General features: G+C 45.3%; 20 protein-coding genes and 6 tRNA genes. 14 read left to right on the top strand and 12 right to left on the bottom strand.

The window, feature by feature from the left end:
* Positions 1-65: 65 nt before the first annotated feature.
* On the bottom strand, positions 66-1,280 hold the full coding sequence (locus tag ACYJZR_RS10890; RefSeq protein ID WP_005456922.1) for a pyridoxal phosphate-dependent aminotransferase: 1,215 nt from the start codon (positions 1,278-1,280) through the stop codon (positions 66-68).
* Positions 1,281-1,496: 216 nt separating this feature from the next.
* Between ACYJZR_RS10890 and ACYJZR_RS10885 the strand changes: the two genes are divergently transcribed.
* From ACYJZR_RS10885 to ACYJZR_RS10855, 7 genes are all read left to right on the top strand, one after another.
* On the top strand, positions 1,497-2,804 hold the full coding sequence (locus tag ACYJZR_RS10885) for an isochorismate synthase (RefSeq protein ID WP_021454285.1): 1,308 nt from the start codon (positions 1,497-1,499) through the stop codon (positions 2,802-2,804).
* A complete protein-coding gene (gene menD, locus ACYJZR_RS10880; RefSeq protein ID WP_406966233.1) occupies positions 2,801-4,516 on the top strand; it encodes a 2-succinyl-5-enolpyruvyl-6-hydroxy-3-cyclohexene-1-carboxylic-acid synthase in 1,716 nt (571 codons plus the stop codon). The genes ACYJZR_RS10885 and menD overlap by 4 nt, the downstream gene beginning before the upstream one ends.
* Complete coding sequence (gene menH / locus ACYJZR_RS10875; RefSeq protein WP_025505008.1) at positions 4,503-5,297, top strand: 2-succinyl-6-hydroxy-2,4-cyclohexadiene-1-carboxylate synthase; 795 nt, start codon at positions 4,503-4,505, stop codon at positions 5,295-5,297. The genes menD and menH overlap by 14 nt, the downstream gene beginning before the upstream one ends.
* Positions 5,298-5,323: 26 nt before the next feature.
* A complete protein-coding gene (gene menB / locus ACYJZR_RS10870; protein ID WP_140269035.1) occupies positions 5,324-6,190 on the top strand; it encodes a 1,4-dihydroxy-2-naphthoyl-CoA synthase in 867 nt (288 codons plus the stop codon).
* A 126-nt stretch (positions 6,191-6,316) separates the two neighbouring features.
* Positions 6,317-7,306 carry an o-succinylbenzoate synthase gene (gene menC, locus ACYJZR_RS10865; protein WP_005456942.1) on the top strand — a complete coding sequence of 330 codons (990 nt, stop codon included), beginning with the start codon at positions 6,317-6,319 and terminating at the stop codon, positions 7,304-7,306.
* Positions 7,291-8,733, top strand: coding sequence for an o-succinylbenzoate--CoA ligase (gene menE / locus ACYJZR_RS10860; protein WP_406966234.1), 1,443 nt, complete (start codon positions 7,291-7,293; stop codon positions 8,731-8,733). Before menC ends, menE begins: the two co-directional genes overlap by 16 nt.
* A gap of 144 nt (positions 8,734-8,877) precedes the next feature.
* A complete protein-coding gene (locus tag ACYJZR_RS10855; protein ID WP_015296443.1) occupies positions 8,878-9,066 on the top strand; it encodes a hypothetical protein in 189 nt (62 codons plus the stop codon).
* Here the strand turns inward: ACYJZR_RS10855 and ACYJZR_RS10850 are convergent.
* From ACYJZR_RS10850 to ACYJZR_RS10840, 3 genes are all read right to left on the bottom strand, one after another.
* Entirely contained in the window at positions 9,059-9,991 is a 933-nt protein-coding gene (locus ACYJZR_RS10850; protein ID WP_017448694.1) for a YeiH family protein, read from the bottom strand. The genes ACYJZR_RS10855 and ACYJZR_RS10850 overlap by 8 nt on opposite strands.
* A 128-nt stretch (positions 9,992-10,119) precedes the next feature.
* Positions 10,120-11,994: an MFS transporter gene (locus ACYJZR_RS10845; RefSeq protein ID WP_406966235.1), complete on the bottom strand. Its 1,875-nt coding sequence runs from the start codon at positions 11,992-11,994 to the stop codon at positions 10,120-10,122.
* A gap of 17 nt (positions 11,995-12,011) precedes the next feature.
* Complete coding sequence (locus ACYJZR_RS10840; protein WP_005456899.1) at positions 12,012-12,602, bottom strand: TetR/AcrR family transcriptional regulator; 591 nt, start codon at positions 12,600-12,602, stop codon at positions 12,012-12,014.
* 289 nt (positions 12,603-12,891) lie between these two features.
* Between ACYJZR_RS10840 and ACYJZR_RS10835 the strand changes: the two genes are divergently transcribed.
* Positions 12,892-13,764 carry a Tim44 domain-containing protein gene (locus tag ACYJZR_RS10835; protein WP_005495957.1) on the top strand — a complete coding sequence of 291 codons (873 nt, stop codon included), beginning with the start codon at positions 12,892-12,894 and terminating at the stop codon, positions 13,762-13,764.
* 477 nt (positions 13,765-14,241) lie between these two features.
* On the opposite strand, the gene ACYJZR_RS10830 is transcribed toward ACYJZR_RS10835, so the two are convergent.
* The 6 genes from ACYJZR_RS10830 to ACYJZR_RS10805 form a co-directional block, all read right to left on the bottom strand.
* Positions 14,242-14,326, bottom strand: a tRNA-Tyr gene (locus tag ACYJZR_RS10830).
* 81 nt (positions 14,327-14,407) lie between these two features.
* A tRNA-Tyr gene (locus ACYJZR_RS10825) sits at positions 14,408-14,492 on the bottom strand.
* Between the two features lie 81 nt (positions 14,493-14,573).
* A tRNA-Tyr gene (locus tag ACYJZR_RS10820) sits at positions 14,574-14,658 on the bottom strand.
* Positions 14,659-14,739: 81 nt separating this feature from the next.
* A tRNA-Tyr gene (locus tag ACYJZR_RS10815) sits at positions 14,740-14,824 on the bottom strand.
* 81 nt (positions 14,825-14,905) lie between these two features.
* Positions 14,906-14,990, bottom strand: a tRNA-Tyr gene (locus ACYJZR_RS10810).
* An 81-nt stretch (positions 14,991-15,071) separates the two neighbouring features.
* Positions 15,072-15,156, bottom strand: a tRNA-Tyr gene (locus tag ACYJZR_RS10805).
* A gap of 282 nt (positions 15,157-15,438) precedes the next feature.
* On the opposite strand from ACYJZR_RS10805, the gene vmeE reads away from it, so the two are divergent.
* The 3 genes from vmeE (at position 15,439) to ACYJZR_RS10790 (ending at position 20,065) form a co-directional block, all read left to right on the top strand.
* Positions 15,439-16,533 (top strand): multidrug efflux RND transporter periplasmic adaptor subunit VmeE, encoded by a 1,095-nt coding sequence (gene vmeE, locus ACYJZR_RS10800; protein ID WP_406964729.1) that lies wholly within the window; start codon positions 15,439-15,441, stop codon positions 16,531-16,533.
* Entirely contained in the window at positions 16,533-19,646 is a 3,114-nt protein-coding gene (gene vmeF / locus ACYJZR_RS10795) for a multidrug efflux RND transporter permease subunit VmeF (protein WP_116920684.1), read from the top strand. The genes vmeE and vmeF overlap by 1 nt, the downstream gene beginning before the upstream one ends.
* A gap of 221 nt (positions 19,647-19,867) precedes the next feature.
* Positions 19,868-20,065, top strand: coding sequence for a type II secretion system protein (locus ACYJZR_RS10790; RefSeq protein WP_406964731.1), 198 nt, complete (start codon positions 19,868-19,870; stop codon positions 20,063-20,065).
* A gap of 90 nt (positions 20,066-20,155) precedes the next feature.
* Here ACYJZR_RS10790 and ACYJZR_RS10785 read toward each other — a convergent pair whose 3' ends face one another.
* Positions 20,156-20,731, bottom strand: a complete 576-nt coding sequence (locus ACYJZR_RS10785) for a porin family protein (RefSeq protein WP_005495951.1) — start codon at positions 20,729-20,731, stop codon at positions 20,156-20,158.
* A 215-nt stretch (positions 20,732-20,946) separates the two neighbouring features.
* On the opposite strand from ACYJZR_RS10785, the gene ACYJZR_RS10780 reads away from it, so the two are divergent.
* The gene (locus ACYJZR_RS10780; protein ID WP_021449582.1) at positions 20,947-21,264 is read left to right on the top strand and encodes a DUF1244 domain-containing protein; all 318 of its coding nucleotides are present in this window, start codon (positions 20,947-20,949) and stop codon (positions 21,262-21,264) included.
* A gap of 63 nt (positions 21,265-21,327) precedes the next feature.
* On the opposite strand, the gene ACYJZR_RS10775 is transcribed toward ACYJZR_RS10780, so the two are convergent.
* Complete coding sequence (locus tag ACYJZR_RS10775) at positions 21,328-22,422, bottom strand: PLP-dependent cysteine synthase family protein (RefSeq protein WP_021823471.1); 1,095 nt, start codon at positions 22,420-22,422, stop codon at positions 21,328-21,330.
* 139 nt (positions 22,423-22,561) lie between these two features.
* Here ACYJZR_RS10775 and ACYJZR_RS10770 point away from each other — a divergent pair, with 139 nt between their 5' ends.
* Together ACYJZR_RS10770 and ACYJZR_RS10765 are read left to right on the top strand one after the other, a co-directional pair.
* On the top strand, positions 22,562-23,026 hold the full coding sequence (locus tag ACYJZR_RS10770) for an Lrp/AsnC family transcriptional regulator (RefSeq protein ID WP_021823199.1): 465 nt from the start codon (positions 22,562-22,564) through the stop codon (positions 23,024-23,026).
* A gap of 457 nt (positions 23,027-23,483) precedes the next feature.
* Positions 23,484-26,528, top strand: coding sequence for a cadherin repeat domain-containing protein (locus tag ACYJZR_RS10765; protein ID WP_406964735.1), 3,045 nt, complete (start codon positions 23,484-23,486; stop codon positions 26,526-26,528).
* Positions 26,529-26,540 lie beyond the last annotated feature (12 nt).

Below are 26,540 nucleotides of genomic sequence, written 5' to 3'. Positions count from 1 at the left end.
AAGGAACTCACTAGGAGTTCCTCTAAGCATATGAGAGATCAACACTAATTACTACCAGTGATTCTTTACTGGCTGTAGGTTGATAGGAATCGCTCGAAGCGTCCGATTGCGGTTTCCAGGTCTTCAACGTGTGGCAAAGTCACAATGCGGAAATGGTCTGGTTTTGGCCAGTTAAAACCTGAGCCTTGTACTAGCAGTACTTTTTCCTGTTTCAAGAAATCGAGCACCATCTGCTGGTCATTCTTGATGTTGTACATCTTGGTATCGATTTTAGGGAATAAGTACATGGCACCTTTGGGTTTCACACAAGATACCCCTGGGATCTGGTTGATCAGCTCGAACGCACGATTACGCTGCTCTAGCAATCGACCACCAGGCAAGATCAACTCATTGATACTTTGGTAGCCACCTAACGCGGTTTGAATCGCATGTTGCATCGGCACGTTGGCACAAAGACGCATAGAAGAGAGTAGCTCTAGACCGTTAACATAGCCTTGTGCTAAGTGTTTTGGACCAGTTAAGAACATCCACCCGCCGCGGAAACCACATACACGGTAAGCTTTCGACAAACCGTTGAAGGTCATCACAAGTACGTCTTCCGTTAGCGTCGCAACAGAAGTGTGTGTTGCGCCATCGTAAAGCACTTTGTCGTAAATCTCGTCAGCGAAAATGATCAGCTTGTGCTGGCGAGCAATCTCAATCACCTCTAGCAAGAAGTCACGACTATATACAGCACCTGTTGGGTTGTTCGGGTTGATCAGAACAATACCGCGGGTCTTCGGCGTGATTTTCTTTTTGATGTCATCAAGGTCTGGATACCAATCCGATTGTTCATCACACAGATAATGAACGGGGTTGCCACCAGACAACGCTACTGATGCCGTCCACAATGGGTAGTCAGGCGCAGGGATGAGCATTTCATCGCCGTTGTTTAGCAACGCTTGCATTGCCATCACGATCAGCTCCGACACGCCATTACCGACGTACACATCTTCTACGTCTAGAGAACGAATGCCTTTGCGTTGGTAATGTTGAACCACCGCTTTACGTGCAGAGTAAATGCCTTTGGAGTCACAGTAGCCTTGAGAGGTCGGTAGATTACGAATTACATCTACAAGAATCTCATCAGGGGCGTCAAAACCAAATGGGGCAGGGTTACCAATGTTCAACTTTAGGATTTTATGCCCTTCTTCCTCCATGCGCTTAGCATGTTTGAGTACAGGACCCCTAATGTCGTAGCAGACATTGTCGAGTTTTGACGACATCCCGATATTTTGCATTGTATAATTCCTAAAAATTCGTTAATTTCTTTATTAAAATACAATAATTTGTTTTTTATTAGAATATAAATCTGTAAATTATCCGTTTGCAGGCTAACTTTTGCTCGCTTGCTATCACAGGATTTTGCAAAAGATCGCATACGACCTTGATTTGCTTTGGGTCTAAACTTAGAGTAGCCGTCAGTTACCTTTATCCTCACATACTTCGAGGTTGATTTGTCAGAGTTCCATCAAGCCGTAAAAAGAATTATCGAGCGAGTTCAGCACACGGAAGGCAATCAAGTACGTCTGGTCGAGCCCCTCAGCGAAAAACCGAATTTCGCATTTATTGATTGGCTTGATGCACAACCACTTTTCCCCAAGTTTTATTGGCAATCTCGTGATACTCGTGAAGAGGTCGTCGCGCTAGGACAGTTGCACTCTTTTGTTGAGCCGGGTCCTGCCTATACCATTCTTGGTGAAGGGCAGCGAGTATGGGGCGGGCGATCGTTTGATGGCCAGCACGAAAAAAATCGCCGTTGCATGCCTTCTTTCTTCTTTTTGCCTCAAATTGAACTGATTCGATTTGATCAGCAGTGGTCACTTGCGGTTAACCTAACTGAAGACAAAGCGCGCACGCTTGCAGGCTTGAGAAAGCTTATTTGCGATGTCGCCGCTTTACCTCCGATCTCGTCACACATTCGCTCGATTGTTCATACTCCTGTCAAATCTGAGTGGGATGCGCTGGTACATAAAGTTCTGACTGGGATTGAGAATGATGAGTTTAAAAAAGTTGTGTTGGCTCGCCGCTCTACTGTCCAACTGGATAACAGGTTGAGCGCTGCACAACTGCTTAAAGCGAGCTATTTGAACAACCATCACAGCTTTCATTTCTTGCTGAGTTTAGACAGCAAACACAGTTTTATGGGTTCTACGCCAGAGCGTTTGTATTCTCGTGTTGGACATGAGCTTCATACCGAAGCTTTAGCGGGCACTATTGGCCGCGGCGACAATGCCACTCATGATATGGAGTTGGCGAACTGGTTATCTCAGGATTCAAAAAACTTAAACGAAAACCAGTACGTCGTGGACGATATCGTGGAACGCCTTTCTCCTCATTCCGAAATGGTAGAAGTAGAAACCGAACCGAGATTGGTGCGTTTACGTAAGGTGCAGCACCTCAAGCGCAATATTCATGCAAGCTTAAAAACAGGCACAAATGGCGTACAACTGCTTTCTGCATTGCAGCCGACGGCCGCAGTGGCAGGTTTGCCTCGTAAAGAGTCGATGCAGTTCATCCTTGATAACGAGCCGTTTGCTCGTGGCTGGTATGCTGGCTCTATGGGTTACATCAGCCATGAACGCGCAGAGTTTTGTGTGGCAATAAGAAGTGCATTGGTGCTTGGCGATCAAGTTCAGCTGTTTGCTGGAGCGGGTATTGTTCCTGGATCAGTTGCTGAACACGAATGGGCTGAGTTAGATAAAAAGATGTCGACGCTGTTAACGTTGATTTCCGATCATCCGCCGCTTGGAGTGGCATCATGAGTTACGATCAAGCGGTTCTCAATCGAATTTGGTCAGAGACCATTTTGACTGAGCTTCACCGATTTGGTGTGAAGCATGTTTGTATCGCGCCGGGATCGCGTTCGACTCCTTTGACTTTAGAAGCGGTGGAACGGCCAAATTTTTCCATTCATACTCATTTTGATGAGCGTGGATTAGGTTTTATGGCGCTTGGTTTGGCGAAAGCGAGCCAAGAGCCGGTAGCCGTTATCGTGACTTCTGGCACTGCGGTCGCAAACTTGTTGCCTGCGGTAGCAGAAGCTAAATTAACGGGCGAAAAACTGGTTTTGCTTACCGCTGATCGCCCTGTTGAACTCGTCGGTTGTGGCGCAAACCAAGCAATTAATCAGCTTGGGATTTTTTCTCATCATGTATCGGCAAATTTGAACTTGCCAAGTCCGAGTTTAAATACGCCGCTCAACTGGTTACTCACTTCGGTTGATGAGGTGATGTTTAACCAGCAGTTACATGGCAGCGCGGTTCACATTAACTGCGCCTTTCCTGAGCCGCTGTATTCTGACGGGGAAAAAAGCGCTTACCAAAGCTACCTGAACAGTGTCGAAGCGTGGCGCAAAGGCGGTCAAACATATACTCAACGATTCGTCAGTCCATCATTCCGTGACATTCCATTTTGTGCTGATAGAAAAGGAGTGGTTGTCATTGGCAGCTTACCTGCTGATCACGCGCAAGCGGCAAAAGCGTTTGCACAGCAAATGGGGTGGCCTGTATTGGCGGATCCGCAAAGTGGAGTTAGCTCCGGTTGGTCACATTATGATTTGTGGTTACAACAGCCTAAGTTGGCCAGCCAACTCGACGAATGTGATTTGGTGCTCCAGTTTGGTAGCCGCATCATATCTAAGCGCTTGAACCAATGGATTAATAAACAGGTGTCGCAAAGCCAAAAAGGCCGAGATGTTCAGTACTGGTTTATCTCGCCAAGTTTAAGCCGAGATAACCAAACACACCTTCCGCAATTGCATTGGGCTGCATCACCTAAAAGTTGGGTCGAGCGTGTTGATGTTAAGAGCTCAAGTACTCAAGGGTGGGCTGATGGATTGCTGACCGATATAGCCCATGTTCGCGCTCACATTCGCGATGAGTTTCTGTCTTCATCAGCTTCAACGCTTAATGAAATCGCGTTAGCGGCTGACATTGAAGAGCGAACGCAGAACGTCGATGTCTTTCTCGGTAACAGCTTGTTTGTTCGATTAGTCGATATGTTTGGCCGATTAAATACTGAGGTGTTTACCAATCGCGGAGCGTCGGGTATTGATGGTCTATTTGCCACAGCTTCTGGTGTGCAGCGCTCACGAGGCAAGCCGCTATTGATGTACATCGGAGATACATCGGCGCTTTATGACCTCAACTCGCTCGCGCTGTTTTCTCGTAATGATCTGCCGTCAGTACTTGTGGTCACAAACAATGATGGTGGTGCGATTTTCGATATGTTGCCAGTGCCTCAGGAGCATCGCACTGCGTACTACCAAATGCCCCACGGTTATCAGTTTGAACATGCAGCTAAGCAGTTTGGCTTAAAGTATGAAAAGCCAACTACATTACAAATGTATCAAGCAATGGTTGCCGAGCACCTGTCGAGCGGCCAAGGCACAATGCTGGTGGAAGTTCAAACCCCACCAAGCCAAGTCGCAGAGTTGATAAAGGCATTTAATAAGAGCCTGCATGCTTCACTCTGAGCGTCTCTCTCCAACTAAAAAACACCAAAGTGGTGAGCTTCCCACTCTGGTGTTTTTGCATGGCCTTTTAGGAAGTGGTGCTGATTGGCAAGCTTGTTTGGATGAGCTGACTCAGTTTGAACGAGTCGTTATAGACCTTCCTGGTCATGGTCGCAGCCAGTTTACAAAGTGCAACGATCTCGATGATTGCTGCAAACTTCTTAATTCCACACTATCTTTATTATTTCCTCCGCAACAACCACTTATTTTGATTGGCTACTCAATGGGTGGAAGAATCGCAATGCACGGTCTTGCTGGTGAGTGCTTCTCAGATCTCAATATTGTCGGCGCGATTGTGGAAGGGGGAAACTTCGGGCTTCAAACAGAGTCAGAGATACAGTCAAGATTGCACAACGACCAAAAATGGGCACTGCGCTTCGAGAGTGAACCACTTGAACGTGTTTTGAGCGATTGGTATCAACAAGCGGTGTTTTCTTCACTAAACCATGAGCAAAGACAAACATTAATTGCCAAGCGAAGTGCTAATCTTGGCTCGGCAATTGCGAACATGTTGATGGCAACATCGTTAGCCAAGCAGGCGTATTTACTGCCCGCACTGCAACAACAGCGCATACCCATTTATTATGTGTGTGGCGCGAAAGACAAAAAATTTAGCCAATTGGCACAAACAAGCGGGTTGGCGTATCGACAAATTGAAGGCGCAGGACATAACGTTCATCAAGAGCAGCCAAAGCAGTTTGCGATGCACATTAAGCAAATAATTCATTCTCACTTTCAGTGAGAGCAACGAGAACAATGGGAATCACCATGGCTAAAACAGTAGGCATTTCTGAAGAAGAACTTTACGCTCCGGTTCAATGGAAAGATTGCGGCGAGAAATACGAGGATATTCATTACCACAAGTCTGAAGATGGTATCGCGAAAATTACCATTGCACGCCCTCAAGTGCGTAATGCGTTCCGCCCTCAAACGGTAAAAGAGATGATTGATGCGTTGGCAGATGCACGCTACGACTCAGGTGTTGGCGTTATCATCCTAACTGGTTTGGGTGAAGATGCATTCTGTTCTGGTGGTGACCAGAAGATTCGTGGCGATTACGGCGGTTACAAAGATGACCAAGGTACGCATCACCTAAACGTATTGGATTTCCAACGTGATATTCGTACATGTCCAAAACCTGTTATTGCTTCCGTAGCGGGTTGGGCTGTTGGCGGCGGTCATGTACTGCACATGATGTGTGACCTAACAATTGCAGCGGACAACGCGCAGTTTGGTCAAACGGGCCCTAAAGTGGGTTCATTTGATGGTGGTTGGGGCGCGTCTTACATGGCTCGTATCGTAGGCCAGAAGAAAGCGCGCGAAATCTGGTTCCTATGTCGTTTCTACAACGCGCAAGAAGCGTTAGACATGGGCTTGGTCAACACGGTTGTGCCTCTAGACGATCTAGAGAAAGAAACCGTTCGATGGTGTCGTGAAGTTCTTCAGCATAGCCCAATGGCGTTACGCTGCCTGAAAGCGGCATTGAACGCGGATTGTGATGGTCAAGCTGGTCTTCAAGAGCTTGCGGGTAACGCAACAATGATGTTCTACATGACAGATGAAGGACAAGAAGGTCGTAACGCATTCAACGAGAAACGTCGCCCAGACTTCGACAAGTTCCCTCGTAACCCATAATCCGTAAATAAAGAGGAGCCAGAGTGCTCCTCTGCTTCGTTTTTAGTCCCGAGCGCCTCGCCCTCAGGGAGGATGGTTCGTTCTTATAGCCAGCAAGCTTGGGTTGTACGTAATAGGACAGGAATTATGCGTAAAGCAAAGATTTACCGTTACTGCCTTCCAATGGACAGTGGCGTAATACTGCGTGATAACAAGCTGACTGAACGCATCGGCTACATTGTTGAGCTATCTGATGGCGAGAACACGGGATTAGGTGAAGTCGCACCGCTTTTTGGTTTTAGCTTGGAAAGTACCGAAGAGGCTGGCATTCAGTTACAAGAACAGGCTGAACGCTGGGTCGCGGGTATACCGGTTGATTATGCCAATATGTATCCTTCGGTTGCGTTTGGCTTATCTATGGCTCAATTGGAGTTAGAAGGTGGTTTGCCGACGCAAGGCAAATATCAAACTGCTCCACTGTGTACGGGCGATCCCGATGAGTTGATTCCAAAACTCAACGAGATGGAAGGCGAGAAAGTGGCAAAAGTGAAAGTGGGTTTGTATGAGCCCATTCGCGACGGCATGCTTGTGAATCTCTTCCTTGAATCTATCCCTCAATTAACGCTTCGACTGGATGCGAACCGCGCTTGGACTCCCGAAAAAGCGCAGCAGTTTGCTAAGTACATTACACCGTCTCTTCGCCAACGAATTACGTTTTTGGAAGAGCCATGCCGAGCTCCAGGCGACAGCATGTCTTTTGCCATTAATACTGGTATCGCGATTGCTTGGGATGAAACGCTGCAAGATGCCGTTCGTCGAGAAGACTTTAGCCTTGAAGATCTGACAGGCGTGAAAGCGATCATTATCAAACCGACATTAATCGGCTCCGTCGACTTCTGCATTAAATTGATCGAAAAAGCAAAAGCGTTAGGTATGAAAGCGGTGATCAGCTCAAGCATTGAGTCGAGCCTTGGTTTGAACCAATTAGCACGTTTGGCGCAATGGCAGTTGCCTGATGAAGTTCCTGGTTTGGACACTATCGGGTTGTTCAAAGCGCAGCTAGAGCAAGGTTGGCCAAAGTGCGAACTTCCTGTGCTTCCTTTGTCTGAGCAGGAGTTAGTGTGGCATTCAGCATAGAGCCATTCTCTACAGAAAATAGTGCGATTCCACCTTGGAAGTATTGGGCTCAAACGAGCCCTTTTTCTATTGCACTCGCAACATCTCAAGAAACATTGAATTGGCAACAGCTCTCGCTTCGTGTTACTCAATACGCGCAATCGCTCTTGCAGCAAGGTGTTACGCGCGATGATGTGGTGACTCTGGTAGGGAAGAACCAAGTTGAAACAGTACTGTTTTATTTAGCGGCGCAACAGTTAGGCGCCATCACCGCGTTGACTATGCCTCAGCCAATCGAGGCGCTACAAGGTAAGCTCTGCACACTGTACGGCGATCATCAAACGCGTTTTGTTTGGTTAACTCCGGAGTGTGAGTTCGCTTACTCTAGCGAAGAGAAAGCAGCATTAAATGCGATTTTTCTCACTTTGCCTACGGTAGATACCGTGGTTGAAAACACTGAGGACGACTATCAGCACGACAGGTTGGCTTCGATTGTGTTTACCTCAGGCTCAACGGGGGCACCGAAAGCGGTGGTACATACGCATCGACAGCACCTCGCTTCGGCAGAGGGATTACTTTGTGAGTTCACCTTCCATCAACAAGATACTTGGCTGTTGTCGCTCCCACTTTATCATGTTTCCGGCCTTGCGATTGTCTATCGCTGGTTGTTTGTTGGCGCAACGTTGAAAATCGGCACGGGAAGACTGGCAGACGATATCCTCGCGGTTTCACACGCCTCTTTAGTGGCGACTCAACTTAAACGCTTGCTAGATGATTATGTTGAACTGTCACTGACGCACGTTTTGCTGGGGGGCAGTCATGTGGCTCATGAGCTAGCGGTAAGAGCCACAGAAAAAGGCATCGAAACGTGGCTAGGTTATGGTATGACCGAGGCAGCATCTACCGTTACGGCAAAACAGATCAATGACGTAAGCAATGCTGGGCATTTACTAAAAAATCGTAAGATTAAGCTGGTTGATGAGCGCATTTACATTGGTGGACAAACGCTAGCTTCAGGCTATTTTCACCAAGGTCAAGTGACGGCATTCGTGGACGAGGATGGTTGGTTCGACAGTAAGGATCTCGGTACTTGGCAAGGAGATGAGTTAAAGATCATCGGTCGGGCCGATAATCAATTTATCTCAGGTGGAGAAAACGTTCACTGTGAGGAAATAGAAGCAGTATTGAACCAAATCCCAAGCGTCACTCAGAGCATTGTCGTGCCAGTCGAAGATGCTGAGTTCGGTCATCGTCCTATAGCCGTTATTCAATCAGAAGCGTTACTGAGCCAACAGGAATACGAGCAATACTTGTGGAAAAAGCTTGAGAAGTTTAAATGGCCAATCGCTTACTATTTGATGCCACAAGCCTTGTTAGAAGGTGGAATTAAAGTTTCGCGTAAAGCGGTCAAAGAGTGGTTGCTTTCTGAGTTAAATAATCAACGTTAAATAGCTGGCGCTCATTCTCCCGGCGGAAATGAGGCGAAGATTAGTCAATTTTGCTATGTGTTAGTCGGAAAGGGAATTTCGTAACCTTATAACTCTGAATCATAATTATGTCTCAACGTAGAGCAGAAAGGCATAAGCTTCAGAATGGTGAAATCGGTTTTATTGATAGCAGTGGTATTACAAATTGGCATCGCAATTAGCAGTGAAGGGCTCACTCGCTCGTTAGCGGAATTGACGGCGTTTTTAATCGCTATCGCGTTGGTGTTTGCGCTCAAGAGTGACAAACAAGAGTCAACCTCTGACCAACGCGATAAGTCGACAACGATTATCTAAGTACTAGCCAGCTTAGTGACGTGGTGGAAATTAATACCCATAAAGTCACACCAAACAACAGCGGTTTAGGACCCGAAGATTTCAGTTTCGAAATCGAAATACTACATCCTATCAAGAATAAGCACACCACCAGAGCTTGCTTCGCAATGGTAAAAATACCGTGATACACCACCTCAAATTGTGGAAAGAAATCACTAAAGGCGATGGCTGCGCAATACCAGAAAATGAAGTAAGGAATCACTAACTTTTTCGAACCGTTCTCTTTGTTCCCACGTGAGAAAATCACGGCGCTAATCAAAGCAACAGGAATGATCCACAAGGCTCGCGCCAGTTTGAGCGTGGTTGCAGTTGTCAGTGCCTCTTCACCGTAGGCAGAGGCAGCGCCAACAACAGACGAAGTATCATGAATCGCAATTGCCGCCCACGTCCCAAAGGTGTGTTGGTCTAGGTTTAACGCATGACCAATGACGGGGAAGATGAACAACGCTAGAGAGTTGAGTACAAAAACGGTAGCGAGTGCCAAACCTATTTGTTCATCTTTGGCTCTGATTGCTGGTGCGACCGCAGCAATTGCGCTGCCACCACATATCGCAGTTCCGGATGAAATGAGATACGCAGTCGTCGTTTCGAGTTTGATTACTTTGGCGATGAGTGAGCCAATAACGAGTGTGCCGACAATCGTAGCGATAATTAGCCCGATACCATCTGACGTGACAGACAATGCCTGTTCAAAATTGATACCAAACCCTAAACCGATAATAGAATAAGAAAGCAGTTTTTTGGTGAAAGAGGCGATGGGTAACTCAGTAGGAACTAAGCCAAAGCTGGCAAGTAAGAAGCCAATAACAAGTGCAATAGGGGATGACACAAAAGGAGTTAAGCAAAAAAGCAGTGCCAGTCCAAAGGGGATGTACTTTCTGTTCAAGATTTATGATTCATTGTCGTTAGTGAAAGCGAGAGTATATCGCACTGTATCTGGTCAGTTTGTCTTAATGATTTGAACACACGTTCAGATAATCTAAACGTGTGTTCAAATAATTCTCAACGTTTTGTTTATCGCCAATCTCCGCGCAATGCGTGCACTTTTTCGAACATAGTTTGTGCGGTGGCTGAGCTAGGATCTACCGGTTTGCCAGCTTCAATTTCCAATTTGGACCAGAAGCGAGTCGGGAATCCTCTGCATGCTCGTCCTTTAGCGCGGCTAAAATAACTGCCCCACAATCCTTTCAATGCCATCGGAATCACAGGTACTGGGCTTCGACGCAGAATAATGTCGATGCCACGCATGAAGTCGTTCATTTCGCCATCGGAGGTCAATCGCCCTTCAGGGAAGATACAGACAATATGGCCTTCATTGAGAGCTTCTTCGACGTCGTTAAATGCTCGACGAATAGAACTTCGGTTGCTAGCAGAAATTGGTATCACGCCAGCACGGCGTAAAAAGTGTCTTAGCGGCGGCAGGTTGGCGTAATCTTCTTCCATCACAAAGCGAATCAAACGAGGGCATACGGCACTCAGTAACAGGGCATCCATGTAGCTCACATGATTGCACACAATCAATGCACCACCATGCTCAGGTAAGTTATGCAGATTTTTGTGTTTAACACGATAGATGGTGTGCGTGAGCATCCACATTGCAAAGCGAACCACAAAAATCGGGATTTGTAGAAAGATATATGCCGCGACTAAGAAGTTAAGCACTGCAAGAAGCGCAAACAGTTGTGGAATACTCATCTCTACTACGCTTAGGCATATAATGCCAAGGACCGCGCTGCCCACCATAAATAGCGAGTTAAAGATATTCAGACCTGCTATCACTTGCGCTCGTTCAGTCTCCTTCGCTCGGTGCTGCATTAAGGCATACAGTGGGACGATAAATAATCCGCCCGATGCTCCTATCATGAGCAGATAGAAAAACAGTGGCCAGAAAGGCTCGAAACGAACAAATTCAATGAAGTTTGCGAACTCAGGTAGCTCAGTTGGTACTGATGTCGCCATTAAGTAACCGAAGATGGTGATGCCTAAGGCACCGATTGGCACGATGCCCACTTCGATTCGATGATTTGAGATCCAGTTGCAAGCCAGTGAGCCTAGAGCAATCCCTACTGAGAAGAGTGCAAGTAAGAAGGATACGGCGCTTTCTGTACCGTTCAGATAGACCTTGGTGAAGTTTGGGAACTGAGTAAGATATGCAGCACCGAGAAACCAAAACCAACTGATGGCCATTATGCATTGAAATATGATGCGATCGGATTTCGCGATCGCCAGCGTATGCTTAGTTTGCTGATAAGGTCGCCAACGGAATTTAAGTTCAGGGGCACTTGCCGCAGCAAATGGAATCGAGCGACTGGATAAGTAACCGAGCAGGGCAAATAGAACCACGCAGAAAGCGGCCAGATATTTCGCGTTGTCAGCAGAAGCAATAATGCCTGCACCGAGCGTGCCGATAAGAATGGCGATAAATGTCCCGGCTTCAACCAAGGCATTGCCCGGTACCAGTTCCTTAGCGTTTAATTCCTGAGGAAGAAGCGCGTACTTGACGGGGCCGAAGAACGCGGATTGCGTCCCCATTAAAAAAAGCAGCAGAAGTAAGACACCGTAGCTTTCTGTTATAAAGCCAACGGCGCCTAGCAGCATGATGGCGATTTCAAACAGTTTTACTTTGCGAATAAACCACGATTTCTCGTATTTATCCGCCAAAACTCCAGCAGAGGCAGAAAAAAGGAAGAATGGAAGAATGAATAAGCCAGCTGCTAAGTTTATGAATAAATTACTAGAAATGGGTAATGCGCTAGAACCAGCGAAAGCGACAAACAGCAACAAAACGTTTTTAAAAATGTTGTCGTTGAAAGCGCCAAAAAACTGAGTAACAAAATAGGGCAGGAACTTTCTTTGCGTAAGCAAGGACGGCTGTCTGTCGGATGACATGGATAATCCTTTGTTTGTTACCAGTTCATGATGTAGTTAGAAAGCAAGTTACTGATTAACTCTTTACCATCTACAGGCTCACTTGAGAAAAACTTGTCATCAACGCTAAGAAGAGTAATGCCGTGTACGCCAGCCCATAGTACGCGACTCGCTTGAATGACTTCGGATTCCGTACGTTGAGGAGCGATTTGTGCGAGTAATGATTCGAGCATGCCTGTCATGCCATCAATACGTTTCGCATGCCATTCTGGAAGTTCGGCACCGTTCATGTTGTGTTCGAAAACCAATTGCCAACGGTAAGGATGTTTTTGTGCGAAATCGTGGTAGCAGTATGCAAGTTCAAAAAGTGCTTGATGAGCATCTTTACTGCTTTTTGTTGCATTTAGCGCTTCCTGCGATAACTCATCTAAAGTTTGAGCCACGGCATGAAGTAGCAACAAATTATAGTTACCAAAAATATTCACCAAGGTGCTTGGCACGTAACCAATCATGTTAGCGATCTTACGAAGGCTAAGTTCGTGGTAAGAGTTCTCATCTAAAAAATTTTTGACCGTCGTTAAGGTCAAGTTAATCAACTCTTCTCTGGTGTGATCGTTTCTGCGCGCCATACTCTCAAACTGCTTTATTGAACAACGTTCAATATGATAGACAGCTACTTAATGAGCGTCAACCGCGCAATCACGTCAGAAGGCGACATGTTTGGCAATATTCTGATACATGTCAGACTCTTTAGATTGTTTTCATAAGGTGACATACGGAGTATGATGAACCAACAATCATCTTTGGCGTGCTACTGCTTGTATGTACAAGGTTTGGAGCACAATCTGAGATGTACCCAAACGGCTTCTTTTACCTGAGGTTGCGTGGGTATAACAATCGTCAACTTTAAGGATAACGATGAAACGTTTATTTTCTATTGTTGCTCTATTAATGTTTACCGTTGCTGTCACTCCTATCGCAGAAGCGAAGAAGTTTGGTGGCGGTAAGTCTTTTGGTAAGAGCTACAAAACAGCACCTGCACCTAAACAGCAGCAACAAAACACCAATACGATCGGTAAAGAGCAAACGACCAAATCTTCTAGCAAGAAAGGTTTGATGGGCGGTCTATTAGGTGGCCTTCTAGCTGGTGGCCTGCTTGCTGCGTTCTTCGGTGGTGCTTTTGAAGGTATCCAGTTTATGGATATCCTAATCATTGGTTTAATTGCCTTTATTATCTTTAAGCTTATGCGCGGAATGTTAGGTGCGAAGCAGGGCAGTATGAACCAGCAACGTCAACAACCGGCATTTGGTGGTAACGCGTCAAAGTTTGAACAACCAAACATGCAGAACTTTGAACAACAACCAAATACAAACGCAGGCGGTTTCACCGGTTTTGGTGCTCAAACAGATGTACCACACAATTACCCACCGGGTTTCGATCAAGCTGCGTTTATTAACGGTTCTCGTGAGCACTACCGCATTTTGCAAGGTGCGTGGAACCACAACCAACTAGACACTATTGAAGAATATGTTTCTCCAAGTCTATTTGAAGATCTGAAAGCTGAGCGCGCGAAGCTAGAAGGTGAGCAGCACACTGATGTGATGTATGTCGATGCAGAGATCGTTCGTGCTGAATACGATGCGAACAAAGCACAATTAAGTTTGCAATTTAGTGGCCGTTACCGTGATGCTGCAGAAGGTGTCGAGGAAGATATTGAAGATATCTGGCACCTAGAGCGCGACCTAACAGTACCGAATGCACCTTGGTTGATTGTTGGTATTCAAGGTTAATCACCAACGTCGTTCAATTTAGTCTTAATAAAATCCCGCTATTTAGCGGGATTTTTTGTATCTGTTAATTGTTGGATGAGCGGAGATAGCTCTACAGGTAAAAGCGAAAGGCAATGCTCCGTAGCTAAGCACAATACAACTCAGTCGTTTTATGATTTAGCAGTCTAATGACTTAACCATCTGGTATCTGGGATAGCTCAGTTAGTATTTTGTTGTGTCTATTCTTGAGAGATTTAGAAAGTTAATACTATTCAGTGTCTTGTCGAAGAACTCTTACCTGTTAAAAGATCGGTTCTAACGTTGAGTTTGGCCTAAAGCAATCTGGTTGTCGGTATTGGTTGAAGATCTTAGCTACAGTAGGAGTTCGTAGAACATGAATGCGACACCGTGGGGTGAGCGAGAGATTGTTAGAATGGGTGTTGATCTTACGATGTATAGAACGAAAAAAGCCAGCTCGATGAGCTGGCTTTTTCAATATGGTGGAGGGGGACGGATTCGAACCATCGAAGGCGGAGCCGGCAGATTTACAGTCTGCTCCCTTTGGCCACTCGGGAACCCCTCCAGGGTATTTTTATACTTAGAAAGTGTTTTCCCAACACGGCTTTCCAAGTGTTTTCTTATGACATAATCATAAGAAAGAATATGGTGGAGGGGGACGGATTCGAACCATCGAAGGCGGAGCCGGCAGATTTACAGTCTGCTCCCTTTGGCCACTCGGGAACCCCTCCAGGGTGTTTTTATACTTAGAAAGTGTTTTCCCAACACGGCTTTCCAAGTGTTTTCTTATGACATAATCACAAGAAAGAATATGGTGGAGGGGGACGGATTCGAACCATCGAAGGCGGAGCCGGCAGATTTACAGTCTGCTCCCTTTGGCCACTCGGGAACCCCTCCAGGGTATTTTTATACTTAGAAATTGTTTTCCCAACACGGCTTTCCAAGTGTTTTCTCATGACAAAATCACAAGAAAGAATATGGTGGAGGGGGACGGATTCGAACCATCGAAGGCGGAGCCGGCAGATTTACAGTCTGCTCCCTTTGGCCACTCGGGAACCCCTCCAGGGTATTTTTATACTTAGAAAGTGTTTTCCCAACACGGCTTTCCAAGTGTTTTCTCATGACAAAATCACAAGAAAGAATATGGTGGAGGGGGACGGATTCGAACCATCGAAGGCGGAGCCGGCAGATTTACAGTCTGCTCCCTTTGGCCACTCGGGAACCCCTCCAGAGTATTTTTATACTTAGAAAGTGTTTTCCCAACACGGCTTTCCAAGTGTTTTCTTGTGACATAATCACAAGAAAGAATATGGTGGAGGGGGACGGATTCGAACCATCGAAGGCGGAGCCGGCAGATTTACAGTCTGCTCCCTTTGGCCACTCGGGAACCCCTCCAGGGTGTTTTATACTTGAAAAATGTTTTCCCAACGCATCTCTCAAGTGCGGAGCGCATCATAGCAAACTCGCTCCGGCTGTAAAGCGTTTTTCTAGCGTTTTTACGTTGAATGCTGCCTTTTTGGGCAAAGATGGTAGAAAGTCAGCGTTTTGTATGTCCTTTATACAGAACGAAAATATACTTTTTACTGGAATTTACACTACTTGACGTTAAAAGACGTATCTATTGATAAACTGTAAGCAGTTTAATGACATAAGTTTATTCGTTTAGTAGTCAAGATCATGAGCATGAAAGCCACTTTATCCTTATCTGTTTTAACGCTTTCTATATTAATGGCTTCCCCTAGCGCTTTTGCAGCAAAGCGAGGTCCGTCTGCGGTCACGGTTGTGACTGAGCAAGTAGAAACGCACGAAATTAATCAATCTTTATCCCTTATTGGCAAATTGAAGGCGGCAGAGTCGGTGGTTGTCGCTTCAGAAGTTGCAGGTAAGGTCAAACAAATTGCGGTAAAAGCAAACCAGAACGTGCAGCAAAACCAACTGTTAATTCAATTGGATGATGATAAAGCGCAAGCAGCACTGGTAGAGGCAAAAGCTTACTTAAAAGATGAAGAACGTAAGTTAAAAGAATTTCAGCATTTAGTTAAACGAAACGCAATTACTCAAACCGAAATTGATGCACAAAAAGCAACCGTGGAGATTGCTCAGGCTCGACTTGATGCTGCGAAAGCGAATCTCGCCGATCTGCATATCACCGCGCCCTTTTCTGGAACGGTTGGATTTATCGATTTCAGCCGCGGGAAAATGGTTAGCGCAGGAACTGAGCTTCTGACATTAGACGATCTGTCGGTCATGGAGTTGGATTTACAAATTCCAGAACGTTATTTGTCGATGTTGTCAGTTGGAATGGAAGTTGCCGCGAAGACCAGTGCTTGGGGTGAACAACGTTTTTCTGGGAAAGTCACGGGTATTGATACCAGAATCAGTGCAGAGACATTGAATTTGCGCGTGCGCATTGAGTTTGATAACCCAGAAAACCAATTGAAACCGGGTATGTTGATGAACGCTTCACTGGCATTTCCTGCTATTAAAGCGCCGATCATTCCTGTTCAAGCACTTGAATACTCAGGCACCAAACGCTTTGTATATGTAATTGATGAAAACAACAAAGCGACTCGCCAAGAGGTGTTGCTGGGTGCTCGTGTCGACAACGAAGTAGTGATTGAATCTGGCGTTGAGATTGGTGACAAGATCGTTGTTCAAGGCATTGTTAACATGCGTGATGGCGTTGAAGTGAAAGAAATTGTCGCGCCACTCAAAGCTAACCCTGCGGATGTGACAGGCAATGACAGTGAATCGGCTGAGGAAGAAAACTAATGTTACTTTCCGACGTTTCAGTTAAACGCCCTGTCGCGGCGTTAGTTCTGAGTATGCTGTTGTGTGTATTTGGCTTTGTGTCATTCACCAAATTAGCTGTTCGTGAAATGCCTGATATTGAGAGCCCAGTCGTTTCTATCAGCACGCGTTATGAAGGCGCGTCGGCGACCATTATTGAAAGCCAAATCACCTCCGTATTGGAAGATCAGCTTTCTGGGATCAGTGGCATTGATGAAATCAGTTCCACCACTCGTAACAGCATGTCACGCATCACGATCACCTTTGAGTTAGGTTACGATCTGAATACTGGGGTGAGTGATGTGCGTGACGCCGTTGCTCGTGCTCAGCGCTCGTTACCTGATGAAGCAGATGACCCAATTGTTTACAAGAACAATGGTTCGGGTGAAGCGTCCCTTTACATCAATCTAAGTTCTTCTGAAATGGATCGCACACAGCTGACGGATTATGCCGAGCGTGTTCTGATGGATCGTTTCAGTTTGATCACGGGTGTGAGTTCTATCGATCTCTCTGGCGGTTTGTACAAAGTCATGTACGTGAAACTCAAACCAGAGCTTATGGCTGGTCGTGCGGTCACGGCATCGGATATTACATCAGCTTTACGAAGTGAGAACCTAGAAAGCCCGGGTGGTGAAGTTCGCAACGACTCGACGGTGATGTCGGTGCGTACAGCTCGTACTTATAACACGCCTGAGGACTTCCAATATCTTGTCATTAAACGTGCAAGCGACAACACGCCTATCTACCTAAAAGATGTGGCGGATGTCTTTATTGGTGCAGAAAACGAGAACTCGACCTTCAAAAGTGACGGTGTTGTAAACATCAGCCTTGGTGTGGTACCGCAGTCAGACGCAAACCCGCTAGAAGTAGCGAAGCTGGTTCGTTCTGAAGTCGATAACATTCAGAAGTTCTTACCAGAAGGAACACGTCTCGCGATTGATTACGACGCGACAGTATTTATCGAGCGTTCAATCGAAGAGGTGTACAGCACGCTGTTTATTACAGGCGGCTTGGTGATCTTGGTGTTGTATATTTTCATCGGCCAAGCTCGTGCAACTCTAATCCCAGCGGTTACGGTGCCCGTTTCGCTGATCTCTTCGTTCATTGCCGCGTACTACTTTGGCTTTTCTATCAACTTGATCACTTTGATGGCGTTGATCCTGTCTATTGGTTTGGTGGTGGATGACGCGATTGTGGTTGTTGAAAACATCTTCCACCATATTGAACGTGGTGAATCGCCTCTGCTTGCCGCGTACAAAGGCACTCGAGAGGTTGGTTTTGCGGTTATCGCGACAACATTGGTGCTGGTGATGGTGTTTCTGCCAATTTCCTTTATGGATGGCATGGTAGGGCTGCTATTTACAGAGTTTTCTGTATTGCTGGCTATGTCGGTAATTTTCTCCTCTTTGATTGCACTGACACTTACACCTGTGTTGGGCAGCCAGATCTTAAAGGCAAATGTAAAACCAAATCGATTCAACGAAGTGGTCGATCGTCTGTTTAGCAAGCTGGAGAATGGCTACCGCTCATTATTGAAAGGAGCATTGAAAGCTCGCTTGGCTGCGCCATTGGTGATTCTGGCTTGTATGGGCGGCAGTTATTTCCTAATGAATCAAGTACCAGCTCAATTGACGCCACAAGAAGATCGCGGTGTGATTTTTGCGTTTGTGCGCGGCGCAGATGCTACGTCGTACAACCGAATGTCAGCCAATATGGATATTGTCGAAGATCGATTGATGCCATTGCTAGGGCAAGGTTATCTGAAGTCATTCAGTATCCAAACGCCAGCGTTTGGTGGTCAGGCAGGTGACCAAACTGGCTTTGTGATCATGATTCTAGAAGATTGGAATGAACGTGATGTAACGGCTCAGGAAGCGCTCAACAAAGTACGTGGTGCATTGGCGGGTATCCCTGATGTTCGAGTGTTCCCATTTATGCCAGGTTTCCAAGGTGGTTCGAGTGAGCCAGTTCAGTTCGTATTAGGTGGTTCGGATTACGATGAACTTCTCGTCTGGGCTGAACTGTTGAAGAACAAAGCCGAAGAATCACCAATGATGGAAGGCGCTGAGATAGACTACTCCGAGAAAACACCAGAGCTGTTAGTTACGGTCGACAAACAACGCGCGGCTGAACTCGGTGTGAGCGTAAAAGACATTTCTGACACGTTAGAAATCATGCTCGGCGGTAAAAGCGAAACGACTTATGTTGAGCGTGGCGAAGAGTATGATGTTTACCTTCGCGGTGATGAAAATAGCTTCAATAATGCTGCCGATTTGAGCCAGATTTATCTGCGTACCAACAGTGGCGAGCTAGTGACATTAGACACGGTCACGAAAATAGAAGAAGTGGCAGCATCTATCCGTCTGTCTCACTACAACAAACAGAAGTCCATCACCATTACTGCAAATCTTTCCGAAGGTTATACATTGGGTGAAGCGCTGAATTACCTCGATCAGCAAGCCATCGACAACTTGCCGGGTGACATTTCTGTGAGTTATTCGGGTGAGTCGAAAGACTTTAAAGAGAACCAAGCGAGTGTCGCAGTTGTGTTTGCACTGGCATTGCTGGTGGCATATCTCGTGTTGGCGGCTCAGTTTGAAAGCTTCGTGAACCCGCTAGTAGTAATGTTCACTGTACCAATGGGTGTGTTTGGTGGTTTCCTTGGTTTGGCCGTAATGGGGCAAGGAATGAACATTTACAGCCAGATCGGCATGATCATGTTGATCGGTATGGTAACGAAAAACGGCATTTTGATCGTAGAATTTGCCAACCAGCTACGTGACCGTGGTGTTGAGTTTGAAAAAGCGATCATTGATGCCGCCGCGCGACGTCTACGCCCAATTTTGATGACTGCGTTTACCACACTTGCAGGTGCAATCCCGTTGATCGTATCAACAGGTGCTGGTTATGAGAGCCGTATTGCTGTGGGTACGGTTATCTTTTTCGGGATGGGATTTGCTACATTGGTGACCTTGTTTGTTATCCCTGCGATGTACCGACTGATTTCTGCGAAAACACAAGCTCCAGGTCATGTAGAAGCAGAACTGAACAAAGCGCTCAGCCACGATTCAAAAGGCCGCACAGTGCATCCTTAACGACAGCATGTAACGCTTTGATTAAAAACGCCGAACCATTTTTTGTTCGGCGTTTTTTATATTTCTAGTGATTATTTGTAGATCTAACCATTAATTGTGGTTATTATTTCGCCACTTCTTCGAGGGGCACAGGACTCGCTCATCGTTTATGACTGAATGTCGAGTCTTGCTAGGTATAAAGCCAGGAAGGTGGCTATACCTATGATTATTGAGGTGTTCCCTTGAAAAAAGTTCGTGGTAGTTACATGGTAGAAATGGTTCTGGTTGCGGGTATTATGGCGTTGTTAGTCAACACTGCACTTCCAACGTTTACGAATGCGCTAAAAGGTCATCAAGATGGTATTTTAGCGTCACTTGATACTGTTCAACCTAGCAGTCATGTAAACAAAGAGACCGCAGAAAAATTTTCCGCTCAATAAGCAAAGCTACTTTTTAGATTGATAAAAGAAGCCGAGGCATTTGCCTCGGCTTCTTTACATTTAACTTCAAATTCTGGGTTCAACGTCGCGCTAGAAGCGTTTTCCTAAGCTGATTTGTAGACCTTCATAGCTGTCGTAAAAGTCTTCAAAACCCATATCTGCGACATTGTAGATGTACTCTGCGCGTAACCAGATATCTTTACTCATATCCCAATGAACTCCAGCTCCCACGTTAAACAGAGCGCCAGAGTCGTCAGTCACTTTCTGGGCATTTGGAACATACATTTCTGCTTGAGTCCCCAAAGCGGTCACGCGGCCAAACAAAGAGAGTGGTGTGTCGCCTAGGTTGTCACTGGTTAATACCGCTGACATGCCCGCTTGGTAATAGTGCAAATCCAAATCTGTTTTTAGCGTGTCGTTCTTAAGCTCGTTTTGGGAGTAACGAAGTACACCTTCAAACGCAAGGTATTGATTAACATGATAGCCCCAGCCAACAGTGATATGCGGTGTGGACCACTCATTGTCTCTGTCTGATCCAAAATACGGCGTATCGAAACCAACGTTACCAGTACCTAGATAAAAATAAGATTGATGAGTTTGTTCTTGAGCAGCAAAAGTCGGCACACTGATGGTCAAGGCAGACAATAATAGGATGGCGTTTTTCATAACTTGACGATAACCTTTGTAAAAGACCGTTGTAATGATTTGTGTTAATATTAATTTAATCAATAAGATAGATGGCGCTTATCATATCAGTTTTTGTTCAAAGGTAGTGATTTTCGAATGGGAATTGTTGCGCTAAAGCATACTTCCTACTTATGAAAGTGGACTAACTGGATATGGTGACGAAAGCCAATCAAATAAGAGAGAAGGAAAGTAAAGTGGCTGAATTCAAATATAAAAATCTGACTCAAGAAGAACAAGACAAGTTAGACGCAGCGACATTTCGTCGTTTATTGGCGCATTTAGATGCAAACAAAGATGTGCAAAACATCGACCTGATGATCCTTGCGGGCTTCTGTCGTAACTGCTTTAGCAAATGGTACAAAGCAGAGGCTGAAAATCTCGGTTTGGATTTAGATATTGATGACGCTCGCGAACGTGTTTACGGCATGACTTATGATGAGTGGAAACAAAACCATCAACCAGCAGCAACGCCAGAACAATTGGCCGCGTTTGAAGCGCGTCAGAAAAAGTAATCCCAATCAATAAAAAACAGCCCGCACATAAGCGGGCTGTTTTTTTACATTCGAATTTGCATCTTAAGCGGTAATTGGACCACAACATGCCGGCTCAACACAGCCTTTCGCTTGAATGACTTCAAGTTGCGCGAGGTAAGGTTGAATATCACCGATGTTCTCTTTTACCCATGCTAAGTCGTAATACGTATCTAAGTAACGCTCACCAGAGTCACATAGAAGTGTCACGATAGAGCCTGTTTCACCGCGTTGTTTCATTTCGCAGGCCAGTTGAAGTACACCGTAGAGGTTCGTCCCCGTAGATGCACCGACTTTACGTCCAATCAGCTGAGAAACCCAATGCGCGGTCGCGACACTTGCCGCATCAGGAATTTTTCGCATCTCATCAACAACACCGGCGATAAAGCTTGGCTCAACACGTGGTCGGCCTATGCCTTCAATTTTGCTGCCAGTATTGCCTTTTAATTCATTGTTGCCGGATTGGAAGGCATCGTAAAACACTGAGTTTTCGGGGTCTACCACACACAGTTTGGTGTCGTATTTTTGGTAACGAATAAAGCGGCCAATGGTTGCTGATGTGCCACCAGTTCCTGGACTCATCACTACCCAACTAGGAATTGGGTGATCTTCTAACTGCATTTGGCTGAAGATCGAGTTCGCGATGTTGTTGTTGCCGCGCCAGTCAGTTGCACGTTCAGCATAAGTAAACTGATCCATGTAGTGACCATTTAACTCTTGAGCCAAACGTCGAGACTCGTCATAAATCTGATCTGAGCGTTCAACAAGGTGTGCTTTGCCACCGTAAAACTCAATTTGTTCAATCTTTTTACGCGCGGTGGTTTTTGGCATAACGGCAATGAAAGGCAAGCCAAGTAAGCGAGCGAAATACGCTTCTGAAACGGCAGTGCTGCCTGAGGATGCTTCAATTACTGTGGTTTCAGGACCAATCCACCCATTACAAATCGCATAAAGAAACAACGAACGCGCCAATCGGTGTTTGAGAGAGCCTGTTGGATGTGTGCTCTCATCTTTTAGGTAGATATCGATACCATCAAGAGAAGGCAGTTCGAGTTTAAATAAATGAGTATCAGCAGAGCGTTGAAAATCCGCTTCAATTTTACGCACTGCATTGTTGATCCAGTTGTGGTCAGTACACATGGCGTCTCTCCTTGGAAATCGATAGATAAGCATTAGATAGGGATAATTTACCTATAAGGTGAGAGAAAAACTTTGCTATAGTTGCTCTTGATGGGTATTGGAGTGGAAAAATTTTCTACATTTTATGGTTTTTATAGAAATGAAATTAGATCGGGTCGATAAACAGCTGCTTGCTTTGCTACAAACCGACAGCACCTTGTCATTAAATGACTTAGCAGAGCGAGTCAATCTGACAACAACACCATGCTGGAAGCGTTTAAAAAGGTTGGAAGAGGAAGGCTACATTGAAAAGCGCGTCGCGTTACTGAGCGCAGAAAAACTCGACTTGTCTTTTATCGCTTTTGTTCAGCTAAAAACCATCGATCACTCCGAAGATTGGTATCACCATTTTGTCACAACAGTGAGTGAATTCCCTGAGGTGATGGAGTTTTATCGTATGGCCGGCGAGTATGACTACATGATGAAAGTGCTGGTGAAAGATATGAAGTGCTTTGACGAGTTTTATAAGCGCTTAGTGAATAGTGTAAAGGGGCTCTCTAACGTGACTTCAACATTTGCAATGGAGTCGATTAAATATACCACTGAGTTGCCAATTCGAAGCTAATCTAAGTTTACAGTTACTGGAATAATCGTTGTTACTAACGAGACATTAAAATGGAATGTAAGAGTGGCATTATTCCAGTATTTAAAATACATATCTCTTTTATTAAATATAAACGAGATTCGTTCTTGCTTTTATTTGTGCATTAGATAATTATGTTTTTCTAATCTGTTAATGTCCATACAGCATAGCCTGCCAAAAATTAACGCAATTTTTCTTCATTATTTTTCCTGTTTTATTTTGTTGAATATTCACTCTTTCTAAATTAATTAATTATATTAATTTAAACGTTTGCTTTGTGTTTTTTCGGGTAATTTTCTCGCCATTTATCAGAATTTATTTTTACCCTTAATATAGTAGTAAATACTTAAGTAATAAAGTCATCAACAATAGGGATGGCGATTAATAAAACATCGTATTATTATCTCGCCCCTTGAGATGTAACAAATTATTACTAAAAATGAACAGAAATTATTATTTGATTTTTCTTGCTGCTTTACTTGCTGGTTGCGGTGGAGGAGGTGACTCCAAGCCGAGCAATACAAGCTCTCCAACTTCTATCACGAAGCAGAGTCGTCCACAGCTGATTGTTGAAGATGCCTCGTTGCAGTTTGAGGGTGTGGGAACCATCACTCAGACACTATTGAGCAACGTTCGCGGCTCAGTATCTTACCAAGTCATTGATTCAAATCCGCCGAATGTGGTGAGGGTGAATGATTCGGGTGTATTTCAAATCCTGCGTCCAGGCACTGCGATAATTCGTGCAACAGATACCAGTTCTGTGTATGAATCTTCTGAAACGACGTTTTCGGTCACGGTTGAACGAGGTTTTAACAATGATCTTTCTGCCAGTGATTTAAGCCTAGTTGCACTCGATCCTGACGGGAAAGCTCTGACCGTGCGCGGGCAGAAAGGTAAACTGACTTACCAAGTCGAAAGCGGGCAGAACCTCATTCAAGTTGATGATAACGGCGTTGTTTATTCACTTGGTTCTGCGGGTCAGGCTTCTGTACTGATTTCCGATTCAGGTAACGACTTATATCTACCTAAGCAAGTTCGTGCAACCGTAACATTGTATGCGATAGGTGCTGAGCAACTTAAATTTGCCTTAATCGAAGATGAGTATCGAGACGGTTTAACCATAGCGCCTTCACGTTTGGATAAAGTTGAAACGCAAAATATCACTTACAAAATTTTGCGCAGCGAACCAGACAACGAGGTTGCCGAGTTACTAAACCCAGAAACGGGTTTGCTTTTGATCCACAATGTTGGTCAGGTAACCGTCGAGGCGACAGCAACATACAGCGATGCTTTCTTAAACAAGCAGCAAGTCGCTCAGTTTGTGGTCGATGTGAAACAGGGTCAACGTCAAGCCATCAGTGTTGCGAATATTGCTAAGACGTATGAAGACGGTGGACGCATTTTCCCTCAAGTTGCACACGCTCGCGGCGACTATGGATATCGCATCATCAATGGTGAAGATGTTGTCGCTAAAACTACGGATGGTGAAGCGTTGTTGATCAAAGGTGTTGGTAGCGCAGAAGTTGAAACCTACGAATACGACTTGCGTAATTATCCAGCAAGTAAAACCCGCTTCAACATTGAAATCGAACGCGCACCTCATGCGGTAATGAAAGACGTGGAAATGTCTCTCACTTATCAGCCTAAACTGGCTATTCCAATGGCGTTTGCTGGTCAGAAAGGCAAAGTCAGTCTGATTGGTGGGTTGCCTGAAGGTCTTCGAATGAAGGATGGCAACTTAGAAGTGGATACCGCGGGCGAATATCGTCTTAAGTTTGAAGATGATGGCGGTGACTTTTACCAACCAATTCAATTCAATGTTGTGATCAAAGTTGCGAAAGCGCAAGGCCAAGCGATGACGACGCAAGATTATGAAATGGTATACAGTAAAGACTACGATTTTAACTTGCAGCGTGATTTTGGTTTAACGGCCAGCAATGATCATTTGGAAGTCGTTGACAATACTTCTCCAGGTGTTGCAGATGTTATTGGTGACGGTCTTATTCGTGTCTACAAAGCGGGTCAAACGACGTTAACGGTTCGCAGGAAAGAGAGTACAAATTACACGGCCGGTCCAGATCAAAAAGTTCGCTTCAACATTCTGAGTGCGCCAAGCCGAATTGCTATCCAGTCAGGCGTAGTAGAAGGTACGTGGAACATCAACCAGCCTTATGTCCAAAAACCATCGATTCTCGGTACGGTTGGTGAAGTAAGCTACCGATTTGCGACGGATTCTGCAACCGATGTGGTTTCCTTAGATCGCAAAACGGGTGATATGCGCATTCTGAATGCGGGCAGCACCAGAGTTATTGTGTCGGACGCAGGTAACGATAAGTTTACTCCAGGTGAAAGTAGCTTTGCTGTAACGATTAAACAAGGTAGCAACCCGGTTTCTATTACTTATCCAACTCTGAACTTTTCTGCTGGTGCGGTTATCACACCTGTGATGAGTGGGGGAGAAGCCAAAGCAAGCTACCGTCTGATTAACCAAGCTGAGCCGGTGGTTGAGTTGTTATCTTCAGATTCTGGTCGTTTGAAAGTGCTGCATGCTGGCGACTACCAAGTGGAAGTGACGTTAACTGCACGTAACTATACAACTAAAACAGTATTGGTTAACGGCACCATTAATAAAGCGGATCATCCAGGTCTTACGACGAAGCTTCAAACTGTGGAATTTACGCCATTTAAGACGATTAGTTTGGACTTTGGTAAAACGGTAGGCACTCGCACTTACTCATTTGCTGATACCGTGAGCGAAGAGCTTGCCACGTTAGACAATGCGAAAGCTGAGTTGACGCTAACTAATTACTCTCAATATCATTCTATTGCGTTGGATATTTCTGAGAGTGAATCGCGAGATTACAAAGCGTTACCAAGAACAAGAGTCACGGTTAATGTCGATTTGGCGGAATCGGGTGTTGCAGATAAATACACACAACTTGATAGCGAACAAACCGTCATCGTAAGTACCCTCAGTGCCCCGCAGTTTTCCAATTTAGAAGAAAGTGAGTTTGGCATCATGGGGTCGCGTTCGGTGCGTGAACCGACGGATGATGAGCTGCAAAAACTTGGCAAAGGTAAGGTCGCGCTGTTCTTGTTAAAACCAGTGGGTAGCGATGACCGAACCCAACAAAAGGCAGTCTGGGTACATGTTGCTCGATTTGATGGTTGTACTGCGGATCTGTTTTCTAATGATCTAAAACCATTTGATGCGATTGATTATGACGCTGCAGGTTATTGTTCGAACGGTAGTACGATTCGCATGACTCGCTTTTTAGTGATTGACGACTCTAAACTAGAAAACATTGAGTATGAGTTGGCAGCGCCTATCGTGTACTACCGTCGCGGTCAACGTGAGTTCTTAGCGAGTGATGACGGCGGTTTTTATGCCAAGCCAAATGTGGTGTACGGAAAAAGCAAGTATGGCTATCCGAAATCACTTTATGAGTGGTCAGTGGTAACCATGAAGTATCAACCGAATTAATCATCGCTTGAT

This window comes from Vibrio sp. RC2502 (genome assembly GCF_054850435.1).
Note: the sequence above shows the minus strand (reverse complement) of the source record. Positions and strands in the feature narration are given on the sequence as shown.

What these genes read in the sequence shown, in the direction of transcription:
- ACYJZR_RS10845 (WP_406966235.1), bottom strand. Translation starts at nt 11,994, where the DNA reads ATGTCATCCGACAGACAGCCGTCCTTGCTTACGCAAAGAAAGTTCCTG.
- ACYJZR_RS10785 (WP_005495951.1), bottom strand. Translation starts at nt 20,731, where the DNA reads ATGAAAAACGCCATCCTATTATTGTCTGCCTTGACCATCAGTGTGCCG.
- ACYJZR_RS10770 (WP_021823199.1), top strand. Translation starts at nt 22,562, where the DNA reads ATGAAATTAGATCGGGTCGATAAACAGCTGCTTGCTTTGCTACAAACC.
- menC (WP_005456942.1), top strand. Translation starts at nt 6,317, where the DNA reads ATGCGTAAAGCAAAGATTTACCGTTACTGCCTTCCAATGGACAGTGGC.
- menB (WP_140269035.1), top strand. Translation starts at nt 5,324, where the DNA reads ATGGCTAAAACAGTAGGCATTTCTGAAGAAGAACTTTACGCTCCGGTT.
- ACYJZR_RS10840 (WP_005456899.1), bottom strand. Translation starts at nt 12,602, where the DNA reads ATGGCGCGCAGAAACGATCACACCAGAGAAGAGTTGATTAACTTGACC.
- ACYJZR_RS10765 (WP_406964735.1), top strand. Translation starts at nt 23,484, where the DNA reads ATGAACAGAAATTATTATTTGATTTTTCTTGCTGCTTTACTTGCTGGT.
- menH (WP_025505008.1), top strand. Translation starts at nt 4,503, where the DNA reads ATGCTTCACTCTGAGCGTCTCTCTCCAACTAAAAAACACCAAAGTGGT.
- ACYJZR_RS10890 (WP_005456922.1), bottom strand. Translation starts at nt 1,280, where the DNA reads ATGCAAAATATCGGGATGTCGTCAAAACTCGACAATGTCTGCTACGAC.
- vmeE (WP_406964729.1), top strand. Translation starts at nt 15,439, where the DNA reads ATGAGCATGAAAGCCACTTTATCCTTATCTGTTTTAACGCTTTCTATA.
- ACYJZR_RS10835 (WP_005495957.1), top strand. Translation starts at nt 12,892, where the DNA reads ATGAAACGTTTATTTTCTATTGTTGCTCTATTAATGTTTACCGTTGCT.
- ACYJZR_RS10855 (WP_015296443.1), top strand. Translation starts at nt 8,878, where the DNA reads ATGGTGAAATCGGTTTTATTGATAGCAGTGGTATTACAAATTGGCATC.
- ACYJZR_RS10775 (WP_021823471.1), bottom strand. Translation starts at nt 22,422, where the DNA reads ATGTGTACTGACCACAACTGGATCAACAATGCAGTGCGTAAAATTGAA.
- vmeF (WP_116920684.1), top strand. Translation starts at nt 16,533, where the DNA reads ATGTTACTTTCCGACGTTTCAGTTAAACGCCCTGTCGCGGCGTTAGTT.
- menD (WP_406966233.1), top strand. Translation starts at nt 2,801, where the DNA reads ATGAGTTACGATCAAGCGGTTCTCAATCGAATTTGGTCAGAGACCATT.